The organism is Enterococcus pallens ATCC BAA-351, assembly GCF_000407485.1.
Lineage (GTDB): Bacteria > Bacillota > Bacilli > Lactobacillales > Enterococcaceae > Enterococcus_A > Enterococcus_A pallens.
The window spans coordinates 708,820-731,073 of sequence record NZ_ASWD01000003.1 but is presented as its reverse complement, the minus strand read 5'-3'; the positions used below and the strand labels follow the sequence as shown (position 1 = coordinate 731,073).

Here is a 22,254-nt window from a genome sequence, read left to right as displayed (position 1 = left end):
TAACTGTCGTTCGTGAATTAACTGTGAACGATTTGGTCATTTTTTCTTGGGATTTACCTAGGATTTGGTAAATAAATGATAAAATGGCTGCCTTGTCCTGTTTGAGTCGTTACGTTGATGCTGCCATGATGCAAATGAATAATTTGTTTTACCAGCGCTAATCCCAATCCGTTGCCTTTTGTTTTCCGACTAGTATCGGCTTGGTAAAATTTGTCAAAGATGCGCTGACTTTCTTCAGGGTTCATGCCTAATCCTTCATCACAGATGGCGATCTCCAATCCGCCTTCAAGCTTCCTTAAAGTAACCGTAAGTAAACTTTCTGATGGACTGTATTTGATGGCGTTATCCAGCAGGTTTAGCCATACTTGATAGAGCAGCTCTTCGTTGCCTTCATAGCTGGCTTCTTCAAGATCAATATCTAACTGCAGCTGCTGTGCTTCCCATTTCGGCTGCAGGAACAATATGACTTCACGAATTTGTTCGTCCAATGGAAAGGCTTCTTTTACAAATTGAATACTTTGGCTTTCCAGCTTAGTTAAGCGTAAGACGTTATCAGTCAGCTGAGACAATTGCTGAGTTCCGTCCAGCATGCGCTCCAAATAGATTTTCTGCTGTTCTGGCTTCAGGTGTTCATTCTGCAGCAGCTGTACATACCCCCGAATAGTGGCGACTGGTGTCTTGAACTCATGAGAAACGGTCGAAACGAAGTCATTGCGCAGGGTCTCAATGCTGCTTAATTCTTTTACCATCACGTTAAAATCATGATAGAGCTGCTCTACATCCTCAACCTTTTGATCCTCGGTTAGTTGCACCGTCAGATCCCCTTTGGCAACCTGGGTCATGGCCTGCCGGAGACTGGCGATAGGATGAAGAATTCGTTTGCTGACAAAAGCGGACACGCCTAAACCAATCATTAGACTCAGGAGTGAAATGATCGCTAAAGGAAAGATATGCTGCTCCTGTTTGGTACTTAAAATGTCAAAGCGATTAAGCACAAGCATGGAGGTTACAAAGAAACCTAACAAGAGTACCATAATTAGAAAAATAATGCAGGTAAAATACACCCATAAGGAAGAGTGCAGCTTCTTCAACATTATAAAATCACCGCCTTATAGCCTAAACCGCGAATGGTTTCAATCGAAAAATCGGGATTTTCTTGAAATTTCTGCCGTAGTCGTTTGATGTGAACATCGATGGTTCGTTCATCACTGTCAGAATCCAAGCCCCAAATTTCATCCATCAGTTGCCGGCGAGTAAAAATTTTATTGGGGTAGGCTAAGAGCTTATACAATAATAAAAATTCTTTTTGCGGCAAAGTTTCAGCTTCCTCTTGAATAATCACCTGGTAGCTTGCTTGATCGAGGGTTGTTTGTCCAACAGTCAGCTGTTTATTATGGACGATTTGTGCACGTCGCAATAAGGCTTCAACTCGTAGAACCATCTCATTGAGATCAATGGGTTTTACCATATAATCATCGATCCCCATACCAAAGCCTTTCTTTTTATCTTGAAAGGTATTTTTCGCAGTAATCATCAGGATAGGCAGCTGGAAGCCAGCCTCTCTTAAGTCTTGCGTTAATTCATACCCGTCCATATCCGGCATCATGATATCAGTAATCATTAAATCAATGTGCTGTTTATCTAAAATTTCAAGCGCCTCAACACCGTTCGTTGCTAGAAATACGACAAAATCGTTTTGCTCTAAAATCGATTGATAAAGAAACAATAAGTTTTCATCGTCTTCTACAATCAGTAAGTGGTTCATTTGCCAACGCCTCCTTTTTGCATAATAATAGTAGCTGAATGCTGTGAACTGTATGTGAAGTTTGTTCATCTTGAGTTAATAAAGCTCTGGTATCTTCATTTCAAATTAAAAAATAAAGGGATGAATCCATGTTAGAATTAAAAGATATAAAGAAATATTACCATGTTGGGGACACAACTACCAAGGCCTTGGATGGCGTATCCGTTGCTTTTCGCCGTCAAGAATTTGTCGCGATTTTAGGAGCTAGTGGTTCCGGGAAAACGACACTGTTAAATGTAATCGGTGGTTTGGATAATTACGATACTGGGGACATGGTGATTAACGGGAAATCAACTAAGACCTTTAAGGATGCGGATTGGGATGCCTATCGGAATAATTCCATCGGCTTTGTTTTCCAAAGCTATAATCTGATTAGTCATTTAGGAATTATCGATAATGTTGAGCTTGGTATGACCTTAAGTGGTGTACCAAAAGAAGAAAAAACTCAAAAGGCTGAGGACGCGCTGCGGCGTGTAGGCTTAGCGGACCACATGCATAAAAAGCCGAATCAGTTATCTGGTGGACAAATGCAGCGGGTCGCAATCGCCCGAGCATTAGCCAATGATCCAGATATTTTACTCTGTGATGAGCCGACTGGAGCCTTAGATACCGAAACCAGCGTGCAAATTATGAATCTTATTCAGGAACTTTCCAAAGAGAAACTAGTGATTATGGTAACTCATAATCCAGCTTTAGCCGATGAATATGCTGATCGGATTATTCGTTTTTCTGATGGGAAGATTTTAAGTGATTCACATCCCCATCAGGAACGACCAAAACCGGATCAATTTAATTTGAAGCGGACTAAAATGAAATTCATGACAGCGTTGAAGCTGTCCTTTAACAACCTGCGAACTAAAAAAGGACGAACCTTCTTAACTGCTTTTGCTTCTAGTATTGGGATTATCAGTATAGGAATTGTCTTGTCGCTTTCCAGTGGTTTCCAGACACAAATTGACCAGACTCAATCAGAAACCATGGCGAAATTCCCGATTACGATTTCCCAAGTTGCAGCAGATCGCAGTGGGAGACAAGAGGATGCTTTAGGGACCGATGATGGAAAATTTCCAAAAACGGATACGGTAACGGCGAAAATCAGCGACCAGGATCGCTCGCAGCATACCAATAAAATCGATCAAGAATATGTCGACTACATTGAAAACATTAGTCCTGATTTAAGCAACAACATCGGTTTTACTCGTTTAGTTGGCATGAATTTGCTGCGTGATGTAGATGGTAAAATTGAACCAGTGAAGCTGTCCAACGATGCTTCTGATAGCGCCAGTGCAGGCATGACTAATGCCATGGCAAATATGACGGGTGTTGGCGTTTCTTCTTTCCCTAAACAATTGAAAGAAGGCAACGAAAGCTTTTTAGAAGAAAATTACGATCTGTTAAACGGTGCGTATCCAAAAGACCCAACAGATGTTGTCTTAATTGTTGATGGTAACAATAGTACCAACATCAATTCCTTGAAAAATCTTGGCTTTGAGGTCAAGGATGGCGAGAAAATAAACTTCGACCAAATAGTTGGCACTACCTTTAAGCTCGTTCATAACAACGACTACTATACTGAACTGCCAACGGGGAATTTTGTACCAAATAACGATTACAATGACATTTACAATAATACCAACAATGAAGAAATGAAGATTTCCGGCGTGCTGCGGGTGAAGAAAGATTCAACGATGAATCTATTAGCTCCAGGGATTGCCTATAGTAACGAATTGACGCAGAAAATTGTTGACGAAAACAAAGACTCCGCAATTGTTGCAGCCCAACGTGACAGCAGTACCAATGTAATGACTAATGAACCTTTAGATGACAGCACAAAGGAAAGCACCTTAGCTTACCTTGGCGGCGACAGCATTCCATACAGTATTATGATTTATCCAAATAACTTTAAGGACAAAGAAGCGATTTTGGATTACTTGGACAAATACAACGAAGGCAAGTCTAAAGAAGACCGCATCATCTACCAAGATTTGGCAGGAACGATGACTGAGTTAACCGGTGGTCTGATGGACGCTATCACTTATGTGCTGATAGCCTTTGCAGGTATTTCACTAGTAACCAGCATGATCATGATCGGGATAATTACTTATACTTCAGTAATTGAACGGACCAAAGAAATTGGTGTTTTGAAGGCCTTAGGAGCTCGGAAGAAAGATATCACTCGCGTGTTCGATGCAGAAACCTGTATTTTAGGGTTGGCTTCGGGAACCTTGGGTGTGGTGCTTGCTTGGCTGGCAACTTTCCCAATCAATCTGGTTTTGTATAATATGACTGATTTGGAAAATGTTGCGCAATTAAATCCAGTTCACGGGATCGTCTTAATTCTTGTATCAACAGTATTGACGATGATCGGTGGACATATTCCAGCACGAATGGCTGCTAAGAAAGACGCAGCAATTGCTTTACGAGCAGAATAGAATACAAAAAATCAGTACCTTTCACAGGGTACTGATTTTTTTAGGTTTATCCGTAAATAATCGTATTGATCGTACTTTGATCCAAACCTTTCAACACTTGAATCAGCATTTCTCGGGCTGCATCAAAATCAGCAATACTGAACATGGTTTGGTGAGTGTGAATATAGCGTCCGCAAACGCCGATTACGCTGCTGGGAATACCTTCATTAGCCATGTGAGCAGCTCCAGCATCGGTCCCGCCTTTAGAAACAAAGTATTGATAAGGAATATTGTGAGTCTCAGCGGTATCCAGCAAATATTCCCGCAAGCGAGGCAGTAAAATCATGCCTGGATCTTGAATACGCAGTAGGGTTCCTTCGCCTAGATGACCAAATGTGCCATTGGTAGTAGTTAAATCATCTGCTGCAGAACAGTCCACTGCAAAGAATAAATCCGGTTTAAACTTAGTGACTGCTGGTCTGGCTCCGCGCAAACCAACCTCTTCTTGCACATTCGCACCAGCAATTAATGTATAGTCTAAATCTTCTTCTTTTAATGCTTCTAAAGCCTCCAAGACGACCGTGCAGCCATAGCGGTTATCCCAAGCTTTGCTGATGATGTTTTTTCCGTTGGCTGTTTTGATGGTCTCCACTTGAGGGACGATAGTATCCCCTGGCAGAACACCGTATTCCAAGGCTTCTTCCTTTGATTCAAAGCCAGCATCAAATAAAATGTCTTCAACTTTTACCTGAGCTTGTCCACCAGTTCCTCGCAGTAAATGGGGCGGTACGGAGGAAGAAATACAAGGATAATTTCCTTTTTTAGTTTTTAAGGTAAAACGTTGTGCCGAAACAACATAGGGATTCCAGCCGCCTAAAGGAACAACCTTGAATAATCCTCGCGGCGTAATTTCCGTCAGCATAAAGCCAACCTCATCCATGTGAGCTGCTACCATTACGCGAGGTGCATCGTCAGCTGCATGCTTCAGGCCAAAGATCCCACCTAAGCCATCTTGTTGAATGTCATCTACTAGAGGGGTCATTTCTCTTTTTAAATAGGCCCGAATATCATCTTCAAAGCCGCTGGTTCCTTGTAATTCTGTCAATTCTTTAATCCGGTTAAACGTAGCTTCCTTCATACATACGCTCCTTTTTTCTTTTATATTTGATTATTATAATCTTTTTTGACGGATCTGTAAGGTCTGACTGCTATTTGAGCCGATTATTGGCAACGAAAAATAAAAACAGGTAGAGTAATTGTAAATTGAATGACGCATTTTCATCTCAAGAAAGAAGGAAAAAATATATGTATACGGATCTAAAAAACAAGGTAGCCGTAATTACCGGCGGCTCAAAAGGAATTGGAACAGCTATTTCCAAACGCTTTGGACAAGAACAAATGAACGTAGTAGTCAACTATCATTCGGATGAACAAGGGGCCGATGAAGCCGTTAAATTAATTGAAGAAGCTGGCGGAAAAGGAATCGCAGTTCAAGCAGATGTTGGTACCGAAGAGGGGAACCAAGCCTTAATTGATGCCGCAGTAAAGGAGTTTGGTGATCTGGACGTTTGGATCAACAATGCCGGCATGGAAAATCAATACGAAACCCATGAATTGCCATTAGAGGAATGGAAAAAGGTGCTGGATGTTAATTTGACGGGGGTATTTTTGGGAACAAAGGCTGCGTTAAATTATTTCTTAGCCCATGACAAAAAAGGCAACATTATCAATATGTCCTCAGTTCATGAACAAATCCCTTGGCCCACCTTTGCTCACTATGCCGCATCTAAGGGTGGAGTAAAATTATTTTCTGAAACAGTAGCGATGGAATATGCGGCGCGTAATATTCGGGTTAACAGTATTGGACCTGGTGCTATCAATACACCAATCAATGCCAAGAAATTTGCTGACCCAGAACAATTGGCAACAACTACCAGCATGGTGCCCATGCAGCGAATAGGTGAGCCAAGCGAGGTAGCCGCAGCGGCTGCTTGGTTAGCTTCCGATGAATCCAGCTATGTCACAGGAATAACACTGTTTGTAGATGGCGGAATGAAATTATACCCATCTTTTCAAGGTGGAAAAGGATAGAATGGAGGGGTGATGGATGAATATTTTAATTGCATTATTGCCAGCGATCGGCTGGGGCATTCAGCCGCTGATTCTAAAAAAGATCGGTGGTCGTCCCACCAATGAAATTTTAGGTACAGGAATTGGTACGTTGATTGTTGGGCTGATTGTCTATTTTTTCTTTTCCAGTCAAAGTGTTTCTTTAGGCACATTTTTAATTGCAATGGCTTCTGGCGCTTTTTGGGTAATTGGGCAAACGGGACAATATACAGCATTTAATTTGTTAGGTGTTTCGCGAACGATGCCGATCTCAACTGGCTTACAGCTGATAGGAACTTCCTTAATCGGTGTTTTTGCCTTCGGAGAATGGGCTGGAACCACCTCTAAAATTATTGGTTTTGGCTCAATTGTGCTGCTGGTTATTGGAGCCGCGATGACCGCTATTACAGAAGGCTCAGATGACCAAGGTGGAACTAGCAAGGGATTAATTATTTTAGCTAGTACTAGTGTGGGTTATTGGGTGTACAGTGCGCTGCCTAAACTAGTAGATGCACCTGGAGCTGCTATTTTCTTTCCTCAGATGTTAGGTGTATTTATTGCTGCATTAATTTATGTTATCCTTAAACAGCCAACTGCCTTTTCAAGCGATAAAAGCTGGAAAGCAGTTATTGTCGGGATTATTTTCAGTATTTCAGCCTTCGCTTATATTTTCTCAGCACAGGGCAATGGAGTAGCGACTGCTTATGTAATTACTCAGTTGAATGTAGTTATCTCGACATTAGGTGGTATGTTTATTCTAAATGAGAAAAAAAACCCTAAAGAGTTCCGCTTTACATTAATCGGGTTAGCTCTGATTGTGATTGGAAGTGTGACAACGGCGTTTTTATAAAATGAAAGGAGGAGTTAACTCGTTGTATCTTACGATAAAAAATATTTTTCGTTTGGTATTGGTTATCGGCTGCGGGTGGGGACTTGCATTGCTGTTGGGGCTGTTTGAAGGTCGGTTTGAATTGAATCAGCTAGTGTTTTATACGATTCAAAGCAATCTGCTGGTATTTTGTGCTTACTTATATTTGCTGATTAAAAGTATCGTCAAAAGTCTTTCTTTGAAACAGATGTGGTCGGCTGATTTTTCGCCGAATAGCATGGGTGCGTTAACCTTAATCATCGTGATTACTGGTTTGATCTATAATTTTATTTTAGTGCCTACTATTTCGGATACTTCAGGCTATGCTGTAAATAGTTTCTCAGATATTCTAGTTCATACCTTTACACCAATTATGGTATTTGTCGATTGGGTTTTATTTGTGAATACAAGCGATACAAAAAGGATTAAGCCTTGGACCTGGACGATTCTGCCGCTGCTTTATTGGGGATTTACGATTATTCGTGCCCAAATTGGCGGGCCGATTGCCGGCTTTGGCAGCTACTATCCTTACTTTTTCATTGATGCCGATGAACTAGGCTGGACACGAGTAGTTATTAACGTGCTGGTTCTATTAGTTGTCTTTGCTTTATTTGGCTATTTAATGAAACTGATTGCCTGGCTAACCAACCGCTTCAAACCATTTACTAAAAGGAATCTCCTCTAATTGCCGAGGAGATTTTTTTATTTTATGGTGATAGCTGGTTATTGGAAAATCGAGCGGAAAGCCTTTTTTGCTCATTTATTGAATCCACAGGAATCTCAAACCCGGTAGTAAATCAGTCGATAGGTGACGTTTTGAAGATTCATTAGGGTTTTATTCGAGCCAAAAACTTCTGCAGCCAGTTCTCTTGCCTGCTGAGGGGAGAATTCTTCGGCAAAGTAAGCTTCAAAGAACTCACGAGTAATTTCTTCGCGGGCTGAGAAATTGAAATCCTGCATTTCAAAAGGAATTCCTGCTTCTTTCAAAGAAATTTGATAGTTTTTCATTAAATCGACTTCTTCTTCAACGACTTCGTAAGGCGAAAACAAGCTGTCAGATTGCTGAACTAAACGCAGAATCAAACACCAGCTGTGACTTTTCCGGGAAAAGTTCAGCAGGTCTTCTTGGGTGACTAATCCAGGATTCATTGCCGTGAAAGCAACAGCATAGGACTGCGAATCTGTTTTGAAAAAACTATTTTGATCTTGGTGAATGAAGTCTATTTTTGAATTTTTTTGCTTCGTTCGCGCAATCTCCAGCATTTCATTAGAAATATCCACCAACGTATAGTGTTCAACTGCATCTTGAAGTTCTGCTAAATAGCGGCCGCTTCCTCCAGCTAGGTCAAGAAAAGAGTGAGCAGGCAAAATTTCTTGTTGCAGCAGGAATTGCTTTAACTCCTCAGCAATCGGAAAACGTGATTCCTGCTGAATCGTTTCATATTCTTCAGCAAAAGCATCCCAAAATTGTTCCAGCTCATTTAAGTAATCTTCAGTCATGAGTCTTCCTTCTTTCTGCCGAATAGTATACCATTAGTGGTAACAGAGAAAAAGAAAAGGGGAATTGGATGAAAATCGAACACATCGCAATGTATGTCCATGATTTAGAAGGCATGCGGGAATTTTTTGAAACATATTTTGAGGCAAAGAGCAATAACCAGTATCACAATCCTAAAACCGGTCTGAAAACATATTTTCTTAGCTTCGAGGATGGTTCACGCTTAGAATTAATGACTAGACCTGAAGTGGAGGGGGGCGCACCTTCCTTGTACCAGGCAGGCTTAATTCATTTAGCCTTTAGTGTTGGCAGCAAAGAAAAAGTTGACGAGCTGACGAAACGATTCCTAGCCGATGGGTATCAAGTATTATCAGGTCCACGCACTACTGGGGATGGGTACTATGAATCAGCGATTGTAGCAATGGAAGGAATCCAGATTGAGATAACCGAATAAACAATAAGTTAAGGCAAGCTGCGGCTTGTCTTTTTTTCTTTATTTCCACAGGAAATTGAAGATAAATGCACAAACTACCTCGAAAGTCCTTTACTTGTTGAATAACATATGTAATAATTCACTTGAGATTGAGAATCATTATCAATTAAATTTTTGGAGGACTTCGTATGGAAAAGGCAAGCGTCGGGTATTTGTTTAGGTTGGCTGGGAAATCCAGTATTTTGCTGCTATTTTCTGCCTTATTTAGTATTATTTCGGGAATTATGGACTTTGTACCGTTAGTAATGCTGTATCGTGTGTTGCTGTTTCTGTTTGGGAATAATCCCAATATCGACTTAGCGATGCAGTATGCAGTTTATGCAGGGATAGCTATTATTGTGAAATTTGTAGCGATGTTAATCAGCGGTTCATTGTCTCATATTGGGGCTTTTAATACGCTGTATGAAATTCGTAAACGTCTGAGTATTCATATTGCTACCTTGAATTTAGGCTTTTTCACTAAGACGACATCGGGAAAGCTGAAAAAAACCATTATTGAAGATACCGAGCGGATTGAAACGATGCTGGCTCATCAAGTACCAGATTTGGCTAAGGCTTTGGTGGTTCCGCTTCTGATGTTTGGCTATTTATGTACACTGCATGTCGGATTGGCCTTGTGTCTGTTAATTCCCATTTTAATTGGAGCTGTTGTATTGGCTGTGGGAATGCGCTCCAGTGGAAAATACATGAGTTGGTATCATCAATTGGTCGGACAGTTGAATTCTTCTATTATGCAATTTATCAATGGGATGAATGTCATGAAATCCTTTAATGTAACTGCCAAAGGCTTCAAGCAGTATTCAGATACGGTTGAGGAATACCACAAAATGTGGACGGAATGTAGTCGAGCGCAGGCATGGCCTTATGGACTATTTATGGTTTTAATTGAATCTGGTTTATTGTTTAGCTTTCCAGTTGGAGGCTGGTTGTATTTGCAGGGCAGTGTAGATTTACCAACTTATTTGTTTTTCTTGATTATGAGTATTGTTTTTCTTTCTTCCTTAAAAAGCTTAAGCGGATTTGCGGTGGCAATCAGCCAGATTTTGACTGGAACAGAAAAAATCAAAGACATTATGGATTTGCCGCAGCAAGGATTTGGTTCTACTCATCAGGTGCTGAATCAAGTTGACGTTGCTTTTGAAAATGTTCATTTTTCTTATGAGGAGGATGAAGTATTGCATGATATTTCGTTAACGATTCCTGCGAATACATTAACGGCCTTTGTTGGGGTATCTGGTTCAGGCAAATCAACAACAGCCCAGTTGGTTCCGCGCTTTTGGGATATTCAAAAAGGCCAGATTCGTTTGAACGGTCAATCAATTGATACCTTTGATGAGTCGAGCTTAATGGAATCCATGAGCTTTGTTTTTCAGGATGCATTTATGCTGAGTGATACCATTCGCATGAATATTTTGGTGGGTAAGGACGAGGCTACGGACGAAGAAATTCAGGCGGCAGCCAAAGCGGCCCAGATTCATGACTTTATCATAAGTTTGCCAGATGGCTACGATACAGTAATGGGAGAAGCGGGCATAAAGATGTCTGGTGGGGAAAAGCAACGGATTTGTATTGCTCGAGCTATCTTGAAGGATGCACCGCTAGTTATTTTTGATGAAGCGACCAGTTTTACCGACATTGAAAATGAACGGAAGATTCAGCTGGCATTAAATGAGTTGCTGCAAAATAAAACAACGATTATGATTGCTCATCGTCTAAATACCATTAAGCACGCCGATCAGATTTGCGTCTTTGACGAAGGAAGGATTGTTGAACGAGGAACGCATGAAGAGCTGCTGCACCGCAAAGGAAGCTACGCGAAGCTGTGGGCTATCTATGCAGAGGAGGGGCAAAATGATTAGTATTATTCGAAATGTGAAGACTGTTGTAGGAGACAATGTTAAGCTGTTGTATAAACCGATTGTATTGTCAATTTTTGATGCTTTTTTGAATATGGTCTTTTACTCAGTTATGATTTTGGCAATTGTAAATTTGGTGTCTCAACGATTTACTGAGACATTTTTCTTCCAAGGTTTGGCAGTGTTGGCAATCGTTTTTGTTGTTCGGGCAATTTTAGCACGCTATGTTTTTTACTCATTGCAGATGAACAGCTCAGCAATTGCCACTGACCTGCGTTTAAAATTGGCTGAACATGTTCGAGGGTTGAATTCGGGGTATTTTAATCAAAATAGTGTCGGACGGTTAACCAGCTATTTTTCTACGGATATCTCTGATTTTGAGCAAGTATTGTCTCATAATTTAACGGATTTTATCCGAGCGATGTTCAGCGTGTGTGTCTGTATGCTAGGCGCCTTGATTATTGATTTTCGTTTTGCTGGGGTGATGGTGGTGATGATTCTGATTGCTTTACCTTTAATGATTAAAGGAGGGACAGTTGGACATAATATTGCACCTGAGCATCGGGAAAAAATGAATGCGGTGATCTCTCGCGTGGTTGAATACATTAACGGGATTAAAACGTTCCGCTTATACCAGCTGACAGGAACAAAATTCAAACGGTTGGATCATTCCTTTAATGAATTTAAAAAGTCATCGATTCGAGTGGAATTATCCATGATGCCCTATGTCATGATCTTTTCAACCATTGTCTCTTTTATGATTCCGGTGGCGCTGATTTGGGGAACCAATCTGCTGCTGCAAGGTAATACATCTCCGGAGCAATATATTGCTGTATTGATGCTGAGTGTATCCACTTCTAGTCAGTTGATGGTAATTGGCATGTTGTACCCAGAACTAAAATATATTGCTAAATCAGCAGATAACTTACGTCAGATTTTTGAAACACAGCCATTGCCGTATACGAAGGAAAGCTTCGAGAGTATGAATCACGGGATTGATTTTAAAGATGTCTCCTTTAGCTATGAAAATGATGTTCCTGTATTGAAGAATTTAACCTTTACAGTAGAGGATGGGAAAACGACTGCTTTAGTCGGACCTTCCGGTTCTGGCAAATCAACAGTAATTAGTTTGATTTCACGTTTCTGGGATGTCTCAACAGGAACCATCACAATTGGTGGTGAGAACGTTCGGGAAATTCGCCCTGACGCTTTAACAGAAGAGATTACCTGTGTCCTGCAGGATGTTTACTTGTTCAATGATACGATTTTGAATAATATTCGGATTGCCAAACCAAATGCCTCTATGGAGGAGGTAGTCAAGGCTAGTCGGTTAGCCAATTGTCATGAATTTATTATGCAGCTGGAAAATGGCTATGATACGATGGTGGGTGAAGGCGGCTCAACCTTAAGTGGTGGCGAAAAACAACGGATATCGATTGCTCGCGCTTTATTGAAGGATGCTCCAGTTGTGCTATTGGATGAATCAACCTCCAGCTTAGATGCCGACAATGAAAAGGAAATTAATTTGGCTTTGGATCGTTTGATGGCTGAAAAAACGGTTGTGGTTATTGCTCATCGCTTGAATACAATTATTAACGCTGATCAAATCATTGTTCTTTCGGATGGTGAGATTTTGGAAAAGGGCAATCATCAGGAGCTTTGTCAGATGAAGGGCTGGTATGCCAAAATGATCCACGAACAAAAGGTGGCTCGAACTTGGATAGTTGGAGAACCGATGGAACTAGAAGAAGCTAAATAAGCGGAAAAAGGCTCTGGCGAAGGCTAGAGTCTTTTTGCGGCTAGGGAGTTTAACTATTACTGTCATTTAGATTATAATAAAGGGAAATCGATTCAATAGGAGATCGCCATGGAAATTAGAGAAACCGCACAGGCGGAGCTGCGGCCGTTTTTAGCAGAAATTTTTGATGACCAGTATCGCCAGTTTTTCGCTGAGGAAATGGAAGCGGAAAAGGAAATAGCGCTAGGTGCTTGGCAGGAAGGTCAGCTTCTTGGAGGGATTACAGGGAAGTATCAATATCAAACCTTACATGTTTCCATGCTGGCGGTTGATGCCAAGGCTCGACACGCTGGTGTGGGCAGTCAGCTGCTAAAGGCGATGGAGGAGAAAGCTTTTGCTATCGGGATCAACACCATTACCTTGACCACTAAGGAATATCAGGCGGCTGATTTCTATCTAAAGAATGGCTATCAGAAGTTTGCTCAGCTGGAAGATGTTCCGATGACTGGGATGACCAAATACTATTTTGTGAAAAGGAGAAATTAAATGGAGTTAGTTGTAATGAAAGAGGAGTTATCAGTTTTTCAGGTGGCTGATTTAAACCAGATTGATTTAAGCATTCGTCCGTTATTTATTGGCGCAACTGATGAAGAAAATTCAGTGGTAGCACCTACTAAGACGGTACCAAACGAAACGATTCAACGAGAAGATGATTGGCGCGGATTTAAGATTGAAGGTGTACTGGATTTTGCTTTAGTTGGTATTTTAGCTAAAATTACTGGCATCCTAGCTGAAGAGAAAATCAGTGTATTTGCTCTTTCGACTTATAATACTGATTATGTGTTAATCAAGAGCAATGATTTTGAAGCAGCCTTAGCGGCGTTAGCAGCCAAGGGATACAAAATAAAAACCAGCGAGGCATAAGCCCGTTGGTTTAGAAGTAGTAATATTGAAGAATCAAAAAAGCAATCAAAACTAAGATACTTGGCAAAAAATTGGATACCCGAATCTTGGTCAGCTTGATGATATTCAATCCAATACCTAAAATCATTAAGCCTCCGATGGCACTGATTTCATGCATCAAGACGTCCAGCAGTTCCTGCGGCAAATATTTCACGATAAAACTGGCAAAAATGGTAATAGCTCCTTGGTAAAGCACTACCGGAAAGGCTGAGAACAAAACGCCTACGCCTAGAGAAGCTGTCAGCATGATCGACATAAATCCATCCATCACTGCTTTAGTGAATAAGGTCTGATGATTGCCGGCAACCCCGCTTTCGATCGCTCCGATAATCCCCATTGATCCGATTAAATAAATCAACGTGGCAGTTACAAAGCCTTCAGCGAAATTACTGTTGCCGCGGGCAAATTTCCGTTCCAGAAACAGACCTAAGTTGTTCATGCCATCTTCAATTTTTAGAAATTCTCCAATCATCCCGCCAATACAAATACTGATAATGATCAGAATAAAGGAGCTGGCTTGAATCGCCATTTGAATCGCTAGGGCGATAACCCCTAGACTGATGCCTTTAGTCACGGTATCCTTCGTTTGTTCTGTCATATTTTTTAATACAATACCTGAAAGACTGCCTCCAACAATTGCTAACCCGTTAACGATTGATCCCAGTAACAGCATCCTGTCACACCTTTCCATCTATTCTAAATTTTATGTGAGAAAAACATTAAAATCTCAGTTATTCAACATACTACCATGACTTGTCAGATTTTGAAACAACTACATGAAAAAAGAGTGGAAGAATTCCACTCTTAGACTTGTTGTTCGCGTTTTGCCAAGGCGGGCATCACAAAGCCTAACCCAATTAAAACGACGATCCCAACGATATTCAAAATTAATTCGTGCCAGAACAGAGACGAGCCATAAGCAGCATCCTGAGGCAGAATGCCAAAAATAGTTGCCAAAATGGTGATCACTAAGCACCACCAGCCGACAAAAATTGCCATGCGGTCATTTTTAATAAAGACATAATCAGATTGGAACCTGCGGCTGTCCATCCGAATACGGATAAAGGCATAGAAAATCCAACAGGTTACCCCTGGGGAAATAATGCCGTTCAGGTTCAATAACCAGTTGAAAATATCATTCATTTCAGGTAGAAATACTCCTAAAAGCAAAATGAAGGCACTTAAGCTGGTGGTTAAAATATAGCCATTAATTGGCAAACCCTCCGCATTCAGCTTCGTCAATTTCTTCGGTAAAAATTGTTTGCCAGTGTCTGAAATCAGCATGCGGGTCATGGCATCCAACAAAACGGCTAGCAGAGCACACATGTAAATAATTTGTGTGACAGCAAAAACATACATCAAGGTATTACCTAAATGATAAAACTCGCCTAAGCGTTGAAAAGCATAATATGAGCCATTCATTTTCAAATTATTTGGCAAGTGATGGGCATCAAAAAACACCCCTAAAGAAAACGAACCAAATACAGTCAGAAAAATGGTCATTACCGTCAGCATAACCATCGCCCGAGGAAAATCACGCGTAGGCTTCTTCATGCGAGTCACGAAGGGCGCAACCAGCTCAGCACCATTGATCGCATAAATCAATAAACCGATTGTTGTCAGATAATGCAGGTCAAACTTCGGCAGCAGTGTTCGCCAGGTCATGGGCTGTGTTTCTACATGTCCATTAGGCATAAATAATGAGGTAAAGGTCATGAAGACAAACAATACGGTAAGAATAAACATCGCACCGCCGCCTAGGGTACTAAGGACTTCCAACGATTTCTTGAAATGTCGCTGCAAGAAAATAAAGGCCAAGAAAATGACAAAGGTCAATAAAGCAAACATGGAATTGGACATCGTATCTTCCATAGAATCATTGCCGTTAATCAACCAGCCGAAGCCGACCACCACAGCATTCGCGGTATCCACCACATAAGGAATCGAAGCCGCCCAATAGGTCCAGGCTGTGAAATAGCCTAAACGATCCCCGCTAGTTCCCCGTACCCATGAGCTTAGTCCGCCGCCTTCGTGGTTAAAGACCGAGCCCAATTGCCCTACCATTAATGAATAGGGAATGACGTATAAAAGCAGCAGAATGATCCAAGAGGTAATAACCCCCATGCCTTGGTTAGCAAAATTATAAATAATATCATCGAAGCCGATCACTGTCACAAAGGACATCAAGGCCAAAACTGGCCAGGAAATAAATTTTTTCTTTTCTTCCATCTAAGAAACCTCCTGATATGATTAAATGCGGGAATGCATTACATCACATGGGGGCTTGTTTCGATAGACTGCCACCATCGAGGAAACTTCCTTTCCAATTGAAAATACGGTTTATCTTGCCATAAAAGAAGGGTACTCGTCAACTGATAGGGAAAAAATAATTACTTGGAGCCCATAGACAAGTATTCCTTAATTTGCTATCTTAAAAAAAGATCAGGGGGTTGATTAGGATGGGAGTAAAATTAAAAAATTTATTACTGCTGCCTTCTTTAAGGGAAGCAGAAGTAATCGCTGGCCATAATAGTTTAACCAGCACAGTAACTTCTTTGTCCTTTTTAGAGGTTTCTGATATGGATTTTTTTTCAAAAGAAATTGCCTTAGAGAATGAGTATTATGCCGGTGAAATAATCATTACTTCATTTTTTAGTATTCGTGATGATGTGAGAAAGCAATGTGCGGCGATTCGGTATTTGCATAGTATCGGTGAAATCGGCATGTTGTTATACTATGTGGGGATCGTGATTCCTAAGCTATCGCAGGAAGTCATTGATGTGGCAAATGAGTTAGATTTTGTGATTATTCAAATGCCTAAAAACAATGTATCGCTACGATATAATGAAGCGATCATTGAAATTATGACAGAAATTCTGCAGGAAAAATCACCTGATAACATTGTCAATGAGGTGTTGGAAAAGGCTTCTTTGCTGCCGGAGCATTTACGCAGTGTTGAGATGACGTTAAAGCTGTTGTCTGATTTGCTGCGAGCCAATATTGTTTTAACCAATGCGGATGGAGAGGTAATCAACCAAATCAAATGGCCACGTAATTCTACGATGGATGTAGCGCGCTTTGTTCAGCAAAATCCAATTGAAGATGGCTTACAGCTGCAGAAGGATGAGTATTCCTTCTATTATAAAGAGATTTATCATAAAGATAATGGCGTATTGAAGCTGCACATCATTCGAGAGCATACGCTGTTAACTCAGGTAGAGTGTGAGCAATCAGTAGAATTGGTTCGGGTTTCCTTGAATCTGTGGGGGAAAAAGCATGGAGAAGTCAGTGAATACGCATTGGTGCAGGCGATTTTAAATGATGAAAGTGAAAAAATGTATCGCTTAGCCAAGAGTCTGTCAGTGGATGTGAAGGCCATTGATATGATGTGGCTGCTGCAATTAAATAATCTTCAAGAGGAAAAGGAAATTAAAGAAGAGCTGCTGGAGCATGTGGCGAAGTATTATCGGACCTGTGTCGTGCAGGTGGTGGAAAACCGCTTGATTGTTCTATTGGGGAATTACCGTCATAACGATTCAGAAATTGAGCTGAGCAATGAGTTTATGCGAATTACTCAGCACCAGCAGATGATTGACAGCATTGTTTTGTGTCCGCGCATGCGTAATACGACGGATGTTCGCAACACTTATCAGCTGGTCAGTGAGGTTTCAGATCAATTGCCTGCTATATTCAAGGAGCGCAAGAATTTCTCAATTAGTGAGCTTCGTCAAGTGGCTTATGCCTTGAAGCTGGTGCAATCAGGTGAGTCTGAGGTAGAGCAATGTTTGTCGATCTTGGAACCAATTATTGATAATCAAGAGTATTTAACAACACTTTGCTGCTATTTATTGGATGCCAGTGCGGATTTTCAGCGATGCAGCGAGCTGCTGTTCATCCATAAAAATACGGTAAAATACCGGATTAAAAAAATCAGTGAGCTGTTAGGCTATAATATCACCTACTTTTCTGAAAGCTATGAGTGCTATCTAGCCTGTATGATTTATTGTGTGATTAATGATTAAGTATAAAGGAACCAAACTGTCTAATCGGCATTTTGGTTCCTTTTTTGTGCGCTTATCAGTGATCAGTCTGTTTTCCCCTGTATGAACCACAAAGTCTTCTTAAAATGAGATTTTTTTCATTTTAGACAAAATATTGCCATATTTTTTTCATTATGCAAAAGACGCAGACGGCTCTCATCTTATATAATCGTAACAATACAAAAGGGGGAATTGACATGAATGAAGAAAAGAATAATCAATCATGGCAAAGTTTAGCGTTTGTTTGGGCCGGGGCAATGATCTGTGTGCCTAGTTTAATGATTGGTGGTACGTTGGTTTCAGGCATGTCATTTTTACAAGCCTTACTGGTAGGATTAGTGGGCTATGGAATTATTGTGGTATTGATGATTTTGCAGGGGATGCAGGGAGCGGATTTACATAAGCCGACAGTAAGTATGGCTTCACAGGTATTCGGCAAGGTAGGCTCACAAAAGATTATTTCGATTATTTTGATGATTGCTTGCTTAGGCTGGTTTGGGATTCAGGCCAACGTTTGCGGTCAGGCCTTTACGACCTTTTTAGCAACTTATGGCATTCAATTGCCGATACAGATTTCTTCTTTAATTTGGGGTGTGATTATGCTGGTGTCAGCACTTTACGGGATTAAGTTTTTGAATATCCTGAATTATGTGGCCGTACCAGTTTTGGTAGTAACTTGTATTTATGGCGTTATTGTTTCGATTAGTAATAGTTCAGTAGGTGAGATTCTTAGTTACCAAGGAACTGGAGACGTCTCGATGGCTTCTGGCTTAGCGATTACAATCGGTTCCTTTGCGTTAGGAGCGGTAATTGCTGGTGATTATTCACAATATTGTGCTTCACGAGGAGACGTTATTAAGGCAGCAACTTTAGGGATATTGCCTTCTGGTGTCTTGATGATTGGTGTGGGAGCTATTTTGACCTTGACTGCTGGAACTGCAGATATTGCTGAAGTATTTATGGGATTGGGTTCGCCGGTCCTAGGAGTAATTGCATTGATTCTAGCTACTTGGACCACAAATGCAGTCAACGCCTTTTCAGGTGGTTTGGCAATGATTAATGTATTCAATATTTCTAAGGAAAAGGAAAAAATGGCGGTTGCTGTAGCTGGTGGAATCGGAACCGTCTTGGCAGTTGTAGGTATTTTAAATTACTTTGTCCCGATCATGTCGGTCTTATCAGCAATGGTTCCCGCGGTAGCAGGCGTGATGATCGCCTCTTATTGGGTAGTCCAAAAAGGAGATCCAGAAAAATGGCAGCCGGTGGACGGAGTAAATTGGTTAGGGATTCTTTCATGGCTAATTGGAGCGGTAGTTGCTAGTACACCAGTGATTTTGAGCTTTTTCCCAAGCCTGCCGCAATTACCGAATCAGCCATTGATTGGGATTGTTTTATCATTTATTTGCTATTTAATTGGCAACAAAGTTTTTGTGAAGCAGTCAGCTCAAATTCGTGAAGTGGAGGAGTAAGCTATGCGTTATTTAGATCAAGAAGCAATTGAAGACATCGCGGTAGGAGCAGCCTTTTTAGGAACGGGCGGCGGCGGTGATCCATATATCGGTAAAATGATGGCCTTGTCCGCAATTAAGGAATTCGGACCGGTCAAAATGGTAGCACCAGAAGAAGTGGCGGACGAAGATTTCTTCCTGCCATCAGCGATGATGGGGGCACCCTCGGTTTTAATTGAGAAATTTCCAAAAGGCGACGAATTTGTAAGGGTCTTTGAAAAACTGGGCCGCTATTTAGGCGTTGAGAATGTTGCCGGTACCTTTCCGATGGAGGCTGGTGGTGTGAACTCGATGATTCCCATCGTGGTAGCCGCTTCTTTGAAAATTCCTCTAGTGGATTGCGATGGGATGGGGCGTGCCTTTCCAGAATTGCAAATGACGACCTTTAATTTGGGTGGTGTTTCAGCCGCTCCGATGGCAATCACGGATGAAAAGGGCAATATCGGCATCATGGAAACCATCAGCAACAAATGGACCGAACGTTTGGCACGAGTGCAAACGGTGGAAATGGGAGCCAGCTCCTTAGTTAGTCTTTATCCATCTACTGGACGTCAGCTGAAGGACCACGGTATTCACAATATTGTGACCTTCTCAGAAAAAATTGGCCAGGTGATCCGCAGTAATGAAGCGGATGAAGCAACAAAATTGAACAACTTGCTGGAATTGATTAATGGTACCCAGCTTTTTGAAGGCAAAATTATTGATGTGATTCGTCGTTTAGAAGGCGGCTTTAACTTTGGTGAAGCAACGATTGAAGGTTTAAATCAGGATTTAGGTTCTGAAACGAACGTCTTCTTCCAAAACGAAAATCTGATTGCTGAAAAAGATGGGGTGCCCATGGCAATGACACCGGATTTAATTTGTATGGTAGATCTGGAAACGTTGATGCCAGTTACCACGGAAGCTTTGAAATACGGGAAACGAGTGCGGGTTATCGCTCTGCCATGCGACGAAAAATGGCGAACAGAAGAGGGCATCGCAACAGTTGGTCCGCGCTACTTCGGCTACGACTTGGATTATGTTCCATTAGAAGAAATGCTGGCACAAGGAGGAGAAGCGCATGTATAAGATTGGAATTGATGTGGGCGGAACCAATACTGATGCAGTTATTATTGATGAACAGTTGAAGCTTGTCCATGGCGTGAAGGTGCCTACCAGCGAGGATATTCAAACGGGTATTGAGCAGGCGTTGCATAAAGTCATGGCAGAGTCGAAAATTGATCCAGCGGCGATTAGCCACGCGATGCTAGGAACTACCCAATGTACAAATGCTATTGTGGAACGTAAGAAATTGTCTAAGGTGGGCGTAATCCGCTTAGGCTATCCTGCGACTGGTTCAGTGAAGCCTTACACCGCTTGGCCGGAGGATATGATTGCTACCTTAGGTGAAAACTATGAGCTGCTGCATGGCGGTTATGAATATGACGGTCAAAACTTGAGTGAGCTGAATGAAGCAGAGGTAAAAGCTGCTTTGCAGAATTGGCAAGGTAAAATTGAATCTTTAGCAGTAGTAGGGGTATTTTCATCCTTGAAAAACGATCAGGAGTTTCAGGTAGCTGAATGGTCCAAAGAGATTTTAGGCGAAGAAATCCCGGTTTCTTGTTCTTCGACTATTGGTTCAGTCGGCTTAATCGAACGAGAAAATGCGACGATTTTAAATGCAGCCTTAAATAAGGTCATGAGCATGACCAGCAACGGTTTTGAACGGGCACTAGAAAGTGAAGGGATCCAATCTGCAGAGGTTTATCTTTGTCAAAATGATGGAACCTTGATGTCGATTGAATATGCTCGCCAATTTCCAATCTTAACGATTGCTTGTGGTCCAACCAACAGTATTCGCGGCGCTTCTTATTTAGCTCAGCTTAAAAATGCGATTGTGCTGGATGTTGGTGGTACAACCTCTGATCTAGGGGTATTGACTGACGGTTTCCCACGGGAGTCCTCGTTGGCTGTAGATGTTGGCGGCATTCGCACAAATTTCCGGATGCCAGATATTATTTCTATCGGACTGGGTGGCGGCAGTATCGTGCGGGAAGCAGATGGCAAAGTAACTGTTGGGCCGGATAGTGTGGGCTACAAAATCACGACAGAAGCGAAAGTTTTTGGCGGTGACCAGATAACTGCTACTGATATTGCTGTACGGTTGGGCAAAGCCGAAGTAGGCGATGCCAGTTTAGCATCAGATATCCCGTTAGAACTTGCCGAAAAAGCTTACCAGACAATCAAAGAAATGACTGAAGAAGCCATTGATAAGATGAAAACCAGCTCTGGCGATGTGGATTTGGTATTAGTCGGCGGCGGGGCCATCATTATCCCGGAAGAATTGAAGGGAGTAGCGAAGGCGTATTACAATGAGCACGGCGGCGTAGCCAATGCGATTGGAGCCTCCATTGCACAGATCAGTGGACAATACGAACAAATTTATATTTATACTAAAATGGATCGCAAGGATAGTCTGGCAGATGCGCAGGCGAAAGCAACCCAGCAAGCCATTTTAGCTGGAGCGATTGAAGAGACGATTGAATTGGTTGAGGTAGAAGAAACACCGTTAGCTTATCATCCAGAAAATGCCACACGTTTACGGGTGAAGGTTGTCGGAAAAATGGAATAGCACCTGAAGATGAATCAACGTACTGAAAAGTATTTGATTCATCTTTTTTGTCAGTCGTACTTTTCGCAGTTGCATAAAAACAGAAACGAGTAGTCAATGAACAACAGCTAATCCAATAGGGAAGTATAGTACGATGATATGCGAAAGCCGATCAGTCCCATTTTCCGATTTTTGGAAAATGGTTCCTTAAAAAGGAATTAGCTGTCAGTCGTACTTTTCGCAGTTGCATAAAAACAGAAACGAGTAGTCAATGAACAACAGCTAATCCAATAGGGAAGTATAGTACGATGATATGCGAAAGAAGATAGGTCTCTTTAGAATAGAGCTAGCTGTTAGTCGTAAATCGTACGAGCTA

At 41.5% G+C, this 22,254-nt stretch carries 19 protein-coding genes; 13 read left to right on the top strand and 6 right to left on the bottom strand.

What is annotated here, in order from left to right; genetic code table 11:
• Positions 1 to 53: 53 nt before the first annotated feature.
• Both I588_RS16050 and I588_RS16045 read right to left on the bottom strand, forming a co-directional pair.
• Positions 54 to 1,094, bottom strand: a complete 1,041-nt coding sequence (locus tag I588_RS16050) for a HAMP domain-containing sensor histidine kinase (RefSeq protein WP_010759814.1) — start codon at positions 1,092 to 1,094, stop codon at positions 54 to 56.
• Complete coding sequence (locus tag I588_RS16045; protein WP_010759813.1) at positions 1,094 to 1,765, bottom strand: response regulator transcription factor; 672 nt, start codon at positions 1,763 to 1,765, stop codon at positions 1,094 to 1,096. Before I588_RS16045 ends, I588_RS16050 begins: the two co-directional genes overlap by 1 nt.
• Positions 1,766 to 1,893: 128 nt before the next feature.
• Between I588_RS16045 and I588_RS16040 the strand changes: the two genes are divergently transcribed.
• Entirely contained in the window at positions 1,894 to 4,236 is a 2,343-nt protein-coding gene (locus I588_RS16040) for an ABC transporter ATP-binding protein/permease (protein WP_010759812.1), read from the top strand.
• Positions 4,237 to 4,282: 46 nt separating this feature from the next.
• Here I588_RS16040 and pepA read toward each other — a convergent pair whose 3' ends face one another.
• Positions 4,283 to 5,353 carry a glutamyl aminopeptidase gene (gene pepA, locus I588_RS16035; RefSeq protein ID WP_010759811.1) on the bottom strand — a complete coding sequence of 357 codons (1,071 nt, stop codon included), beginning with the start codon at positions 5,351 to 5,353 and terminating at the stop codon, positions 4,283 to 4,285.
• A gap of 167 nt (positions 5,354 to 5,520) precedes the next feature.
• Here pepA and I588_RS16030 point away from each other — a divergent pair, with 167 nt between their 5' ends.
• The 3 genes from I588_RS16030 to I588_RS16020 are packed head-to-tail and all read left to right on the top strand — an operon-like array spanning position 5,521 to position 7,877.
• Positions 5,521 to 6,306, top strand: coding sequence for a glucose-1-dehydrogenase (locus I588_RS16030; protein WP_010759810.1), 786 nt, complete (start codon positions 5,521 to 5,523; stop codon positions 6,304 to 6,306).
• A 16-nt stretch (positions 6,307 to 6,322) separates the two neighbouring features.
• On the top strand, positions 6,323 to 7,174 hold the full coding sequence (locus tag I588_RS16025) for a GRP family sugar transporter (RefSeq protein ID WP_010759809.1): 852 nt from the start codon (positions 6,323 to 6,325) through the stop codon (positions 7,172 to 7,174).
• 22 nt (positions 7,175 to 7,196) lie between these two features.
• Positions 7,197 to 7,877, top strand: a complete 681-nt coding sequence (locus I588_RS16020) for a Pr6Pr family membrane protein (protein WP_010759808.1) — start codon at positions 7,197 to 7,199, stop codon at positions 7,875 to 7,877.
• A gap of 95 nt (positions 7,878 to 7,972) precedes the next feature.
• Here the strand turns inward: I588_RS16020 and I588_RS16015 are convergent, their stop codons facing one another.
• Positions 7,973 to 8,692: a methyltransferase domain-containing protein gene (locus tag I588_RS16015; RefSeq protein WP_010759807.1), complete on the bottom strand. Its 720-nt coding sequence runs from the start codon at positions 8,690 to 8,692 to the stop codon at positions 7,973 to 7,975.
• 68 nt (positions 8,693 to 8,760) lie between these two features.
• Here I588_RS16015 and I588_RS16010 point away from each other — a divergent pair, with 68 nt between their 5' ends.
• The 5 genes from I588_RS16010 to I588_RS15990 all read left to right on the top strand — a co-directional run bounded on the left by I588_RS16010 (position 8,761) and on the right by I588_RS15990 (position 13,701).
• The gene (locus I588_RS16010) at positions 8,761 to 9,144 is read left to right on the top strand and encodes a VOC family protein (protein ID WP_010759806.1); all 384 of its coding nucleotides are present in this window, start codon (positions 8,761 to 8,763) and stop codon (positions 9,142 to 9,144) included.
• Positions 9,145 to 9,311: 167 nt separating this feature from the next.
• Complete coding sequence (locus tag I588_RS16005) at positions 9,312 to 11,042, top strand: ABC transporter ATP-binding protein (protein ID WP_010759805.1); 1,731 nt, start codon at positions 9,312 to 9,314, stop codon at positions 11,040 to 11,042.
• Positions 11,035 to 12,798 (top strand): ABC transporter ATP-binding protein, encoded by a 1,764-nt coding sequence (locus I588_RS16000; RefSeq protein WP_010759804.1) that lies wholly within the window; start codon positions 11,035 to 11,037, stop codon positions 12,796 to 12,798. Before I588_RS16005 ends, I588_RS16000 begins: the two co-directional genes overlap by 8 nt.
• A 108-nt stretch (positions 12,799 to 12,906) precedes the next feature.
• Complete coding sequence (locus I588_RS15995) at positions 12,907 to 13,323, top strand: GNAT family N-acetyltransferase (protein ID WP_010759803.1); 417 nt, start codon at positions 12,907 to 12,909, stop codon at positions 13,321 to 13,323.
• Positions 13,324 to 13,701, top strand: coding sequence for an ACT domain-containing protein (locus I588_RS15990; protein WP_010759802.1), 378 nt, complete (start codon positions 13,324 to 13,326; stop codon positions 13,699 to 13,701). It begins immediately after the preceding gene.
• 10 nt (positions 13,702 to 13,711) lie between these two features.
• Here the strand turns inward: I588_RS15990 and I588_RS15985 are convergent, their stop codons facing one another.
• Both I588_RS15985 and I588_RS15980 read right to left on the bottom strand, forming a co-directional pair.
• A complete protein-coding gene (locus I588_RS15985; protein ID WP_010759801.1) occupies positions 13,712 to 14,413 on the bottom strand; it encodes a DUF554 domain-containing protein in 702 nt (233 codons plus the stop codon).
• A gap of 131 nt (positions 14,414 to 14,544) precedes the next feature.
• On the bottom strand, positions 14,545 to 15,969 hold the full coding sequence (locus I588_RS15980) for an amino acid permease (protein ID WP_010759800.1): 1,425 nt from the start codon (positions 15,967 to 15,969) through the stop codon (positions 14,545 to 14,547).
• A gap of 230 nt (positions 15,970 to 16,199) precedes the next feature.
• On the opposite strand from I588_RS15980, the gene I588_RS15975 reads away from it, so the two are divergent.
• From I588_RS15975 to I588_RS15960, 4 genes are all read left to right on the top strand, one after another.
• On the top strand, positions 16,200 to 17,762 hold the full coding sequence (locus I588_RS15975) for a PucR family transcriptional regulator (protein ID WP_010759799.1): 1,563 nt from the start codon (positions 16,200 to 16,202) through the stop codon (positions 17,760 to 17,762).
• Between the two features lie 215 nt (positions 17,763 to 17,977).
• Positions 17,978 to 19,249 (top strand): cytosine permease, encoded by a 1,272-nt coding sequence (locus tag I588_RS15970; protein WP_010759798.1) that lies wholly within the window; start codon positions 17,978 to 17,980, stop codon positions 19,247 to 19,249.
• Positions 19,250 to 19,252: 3 nt separating this feature from the next.
• A complete protein-coding gene (locus tag I588_RS15965; protein ID WP_010759797.1) occupies positions 19,253 to 20,356 on the top strand; it encodes an S-methyl thiohydantoin desulfurase family protein in 1,104 nt (367 codons plus the stop codon).
• Positions 20,349 to 21,899: a hydantoinase/oxoprolinase N-terminal domain-containing protein gene (locus I588_RS15960; protein ID WP_010759796.1), complete on the top strand. Its 1,551-nt coding sequence runs from the start codon at positions 20,349 to 20,351 to the stop codon at positions 21,897 to 21,899. The genes I588_RS15965 and I588_RS15960 overlap by 8 nt, the downstream gene beginning before the upstream one ends.
• The last annotated feature ends 355 nt before the right edge of the window (positions 21,900 to 22,254 follow it).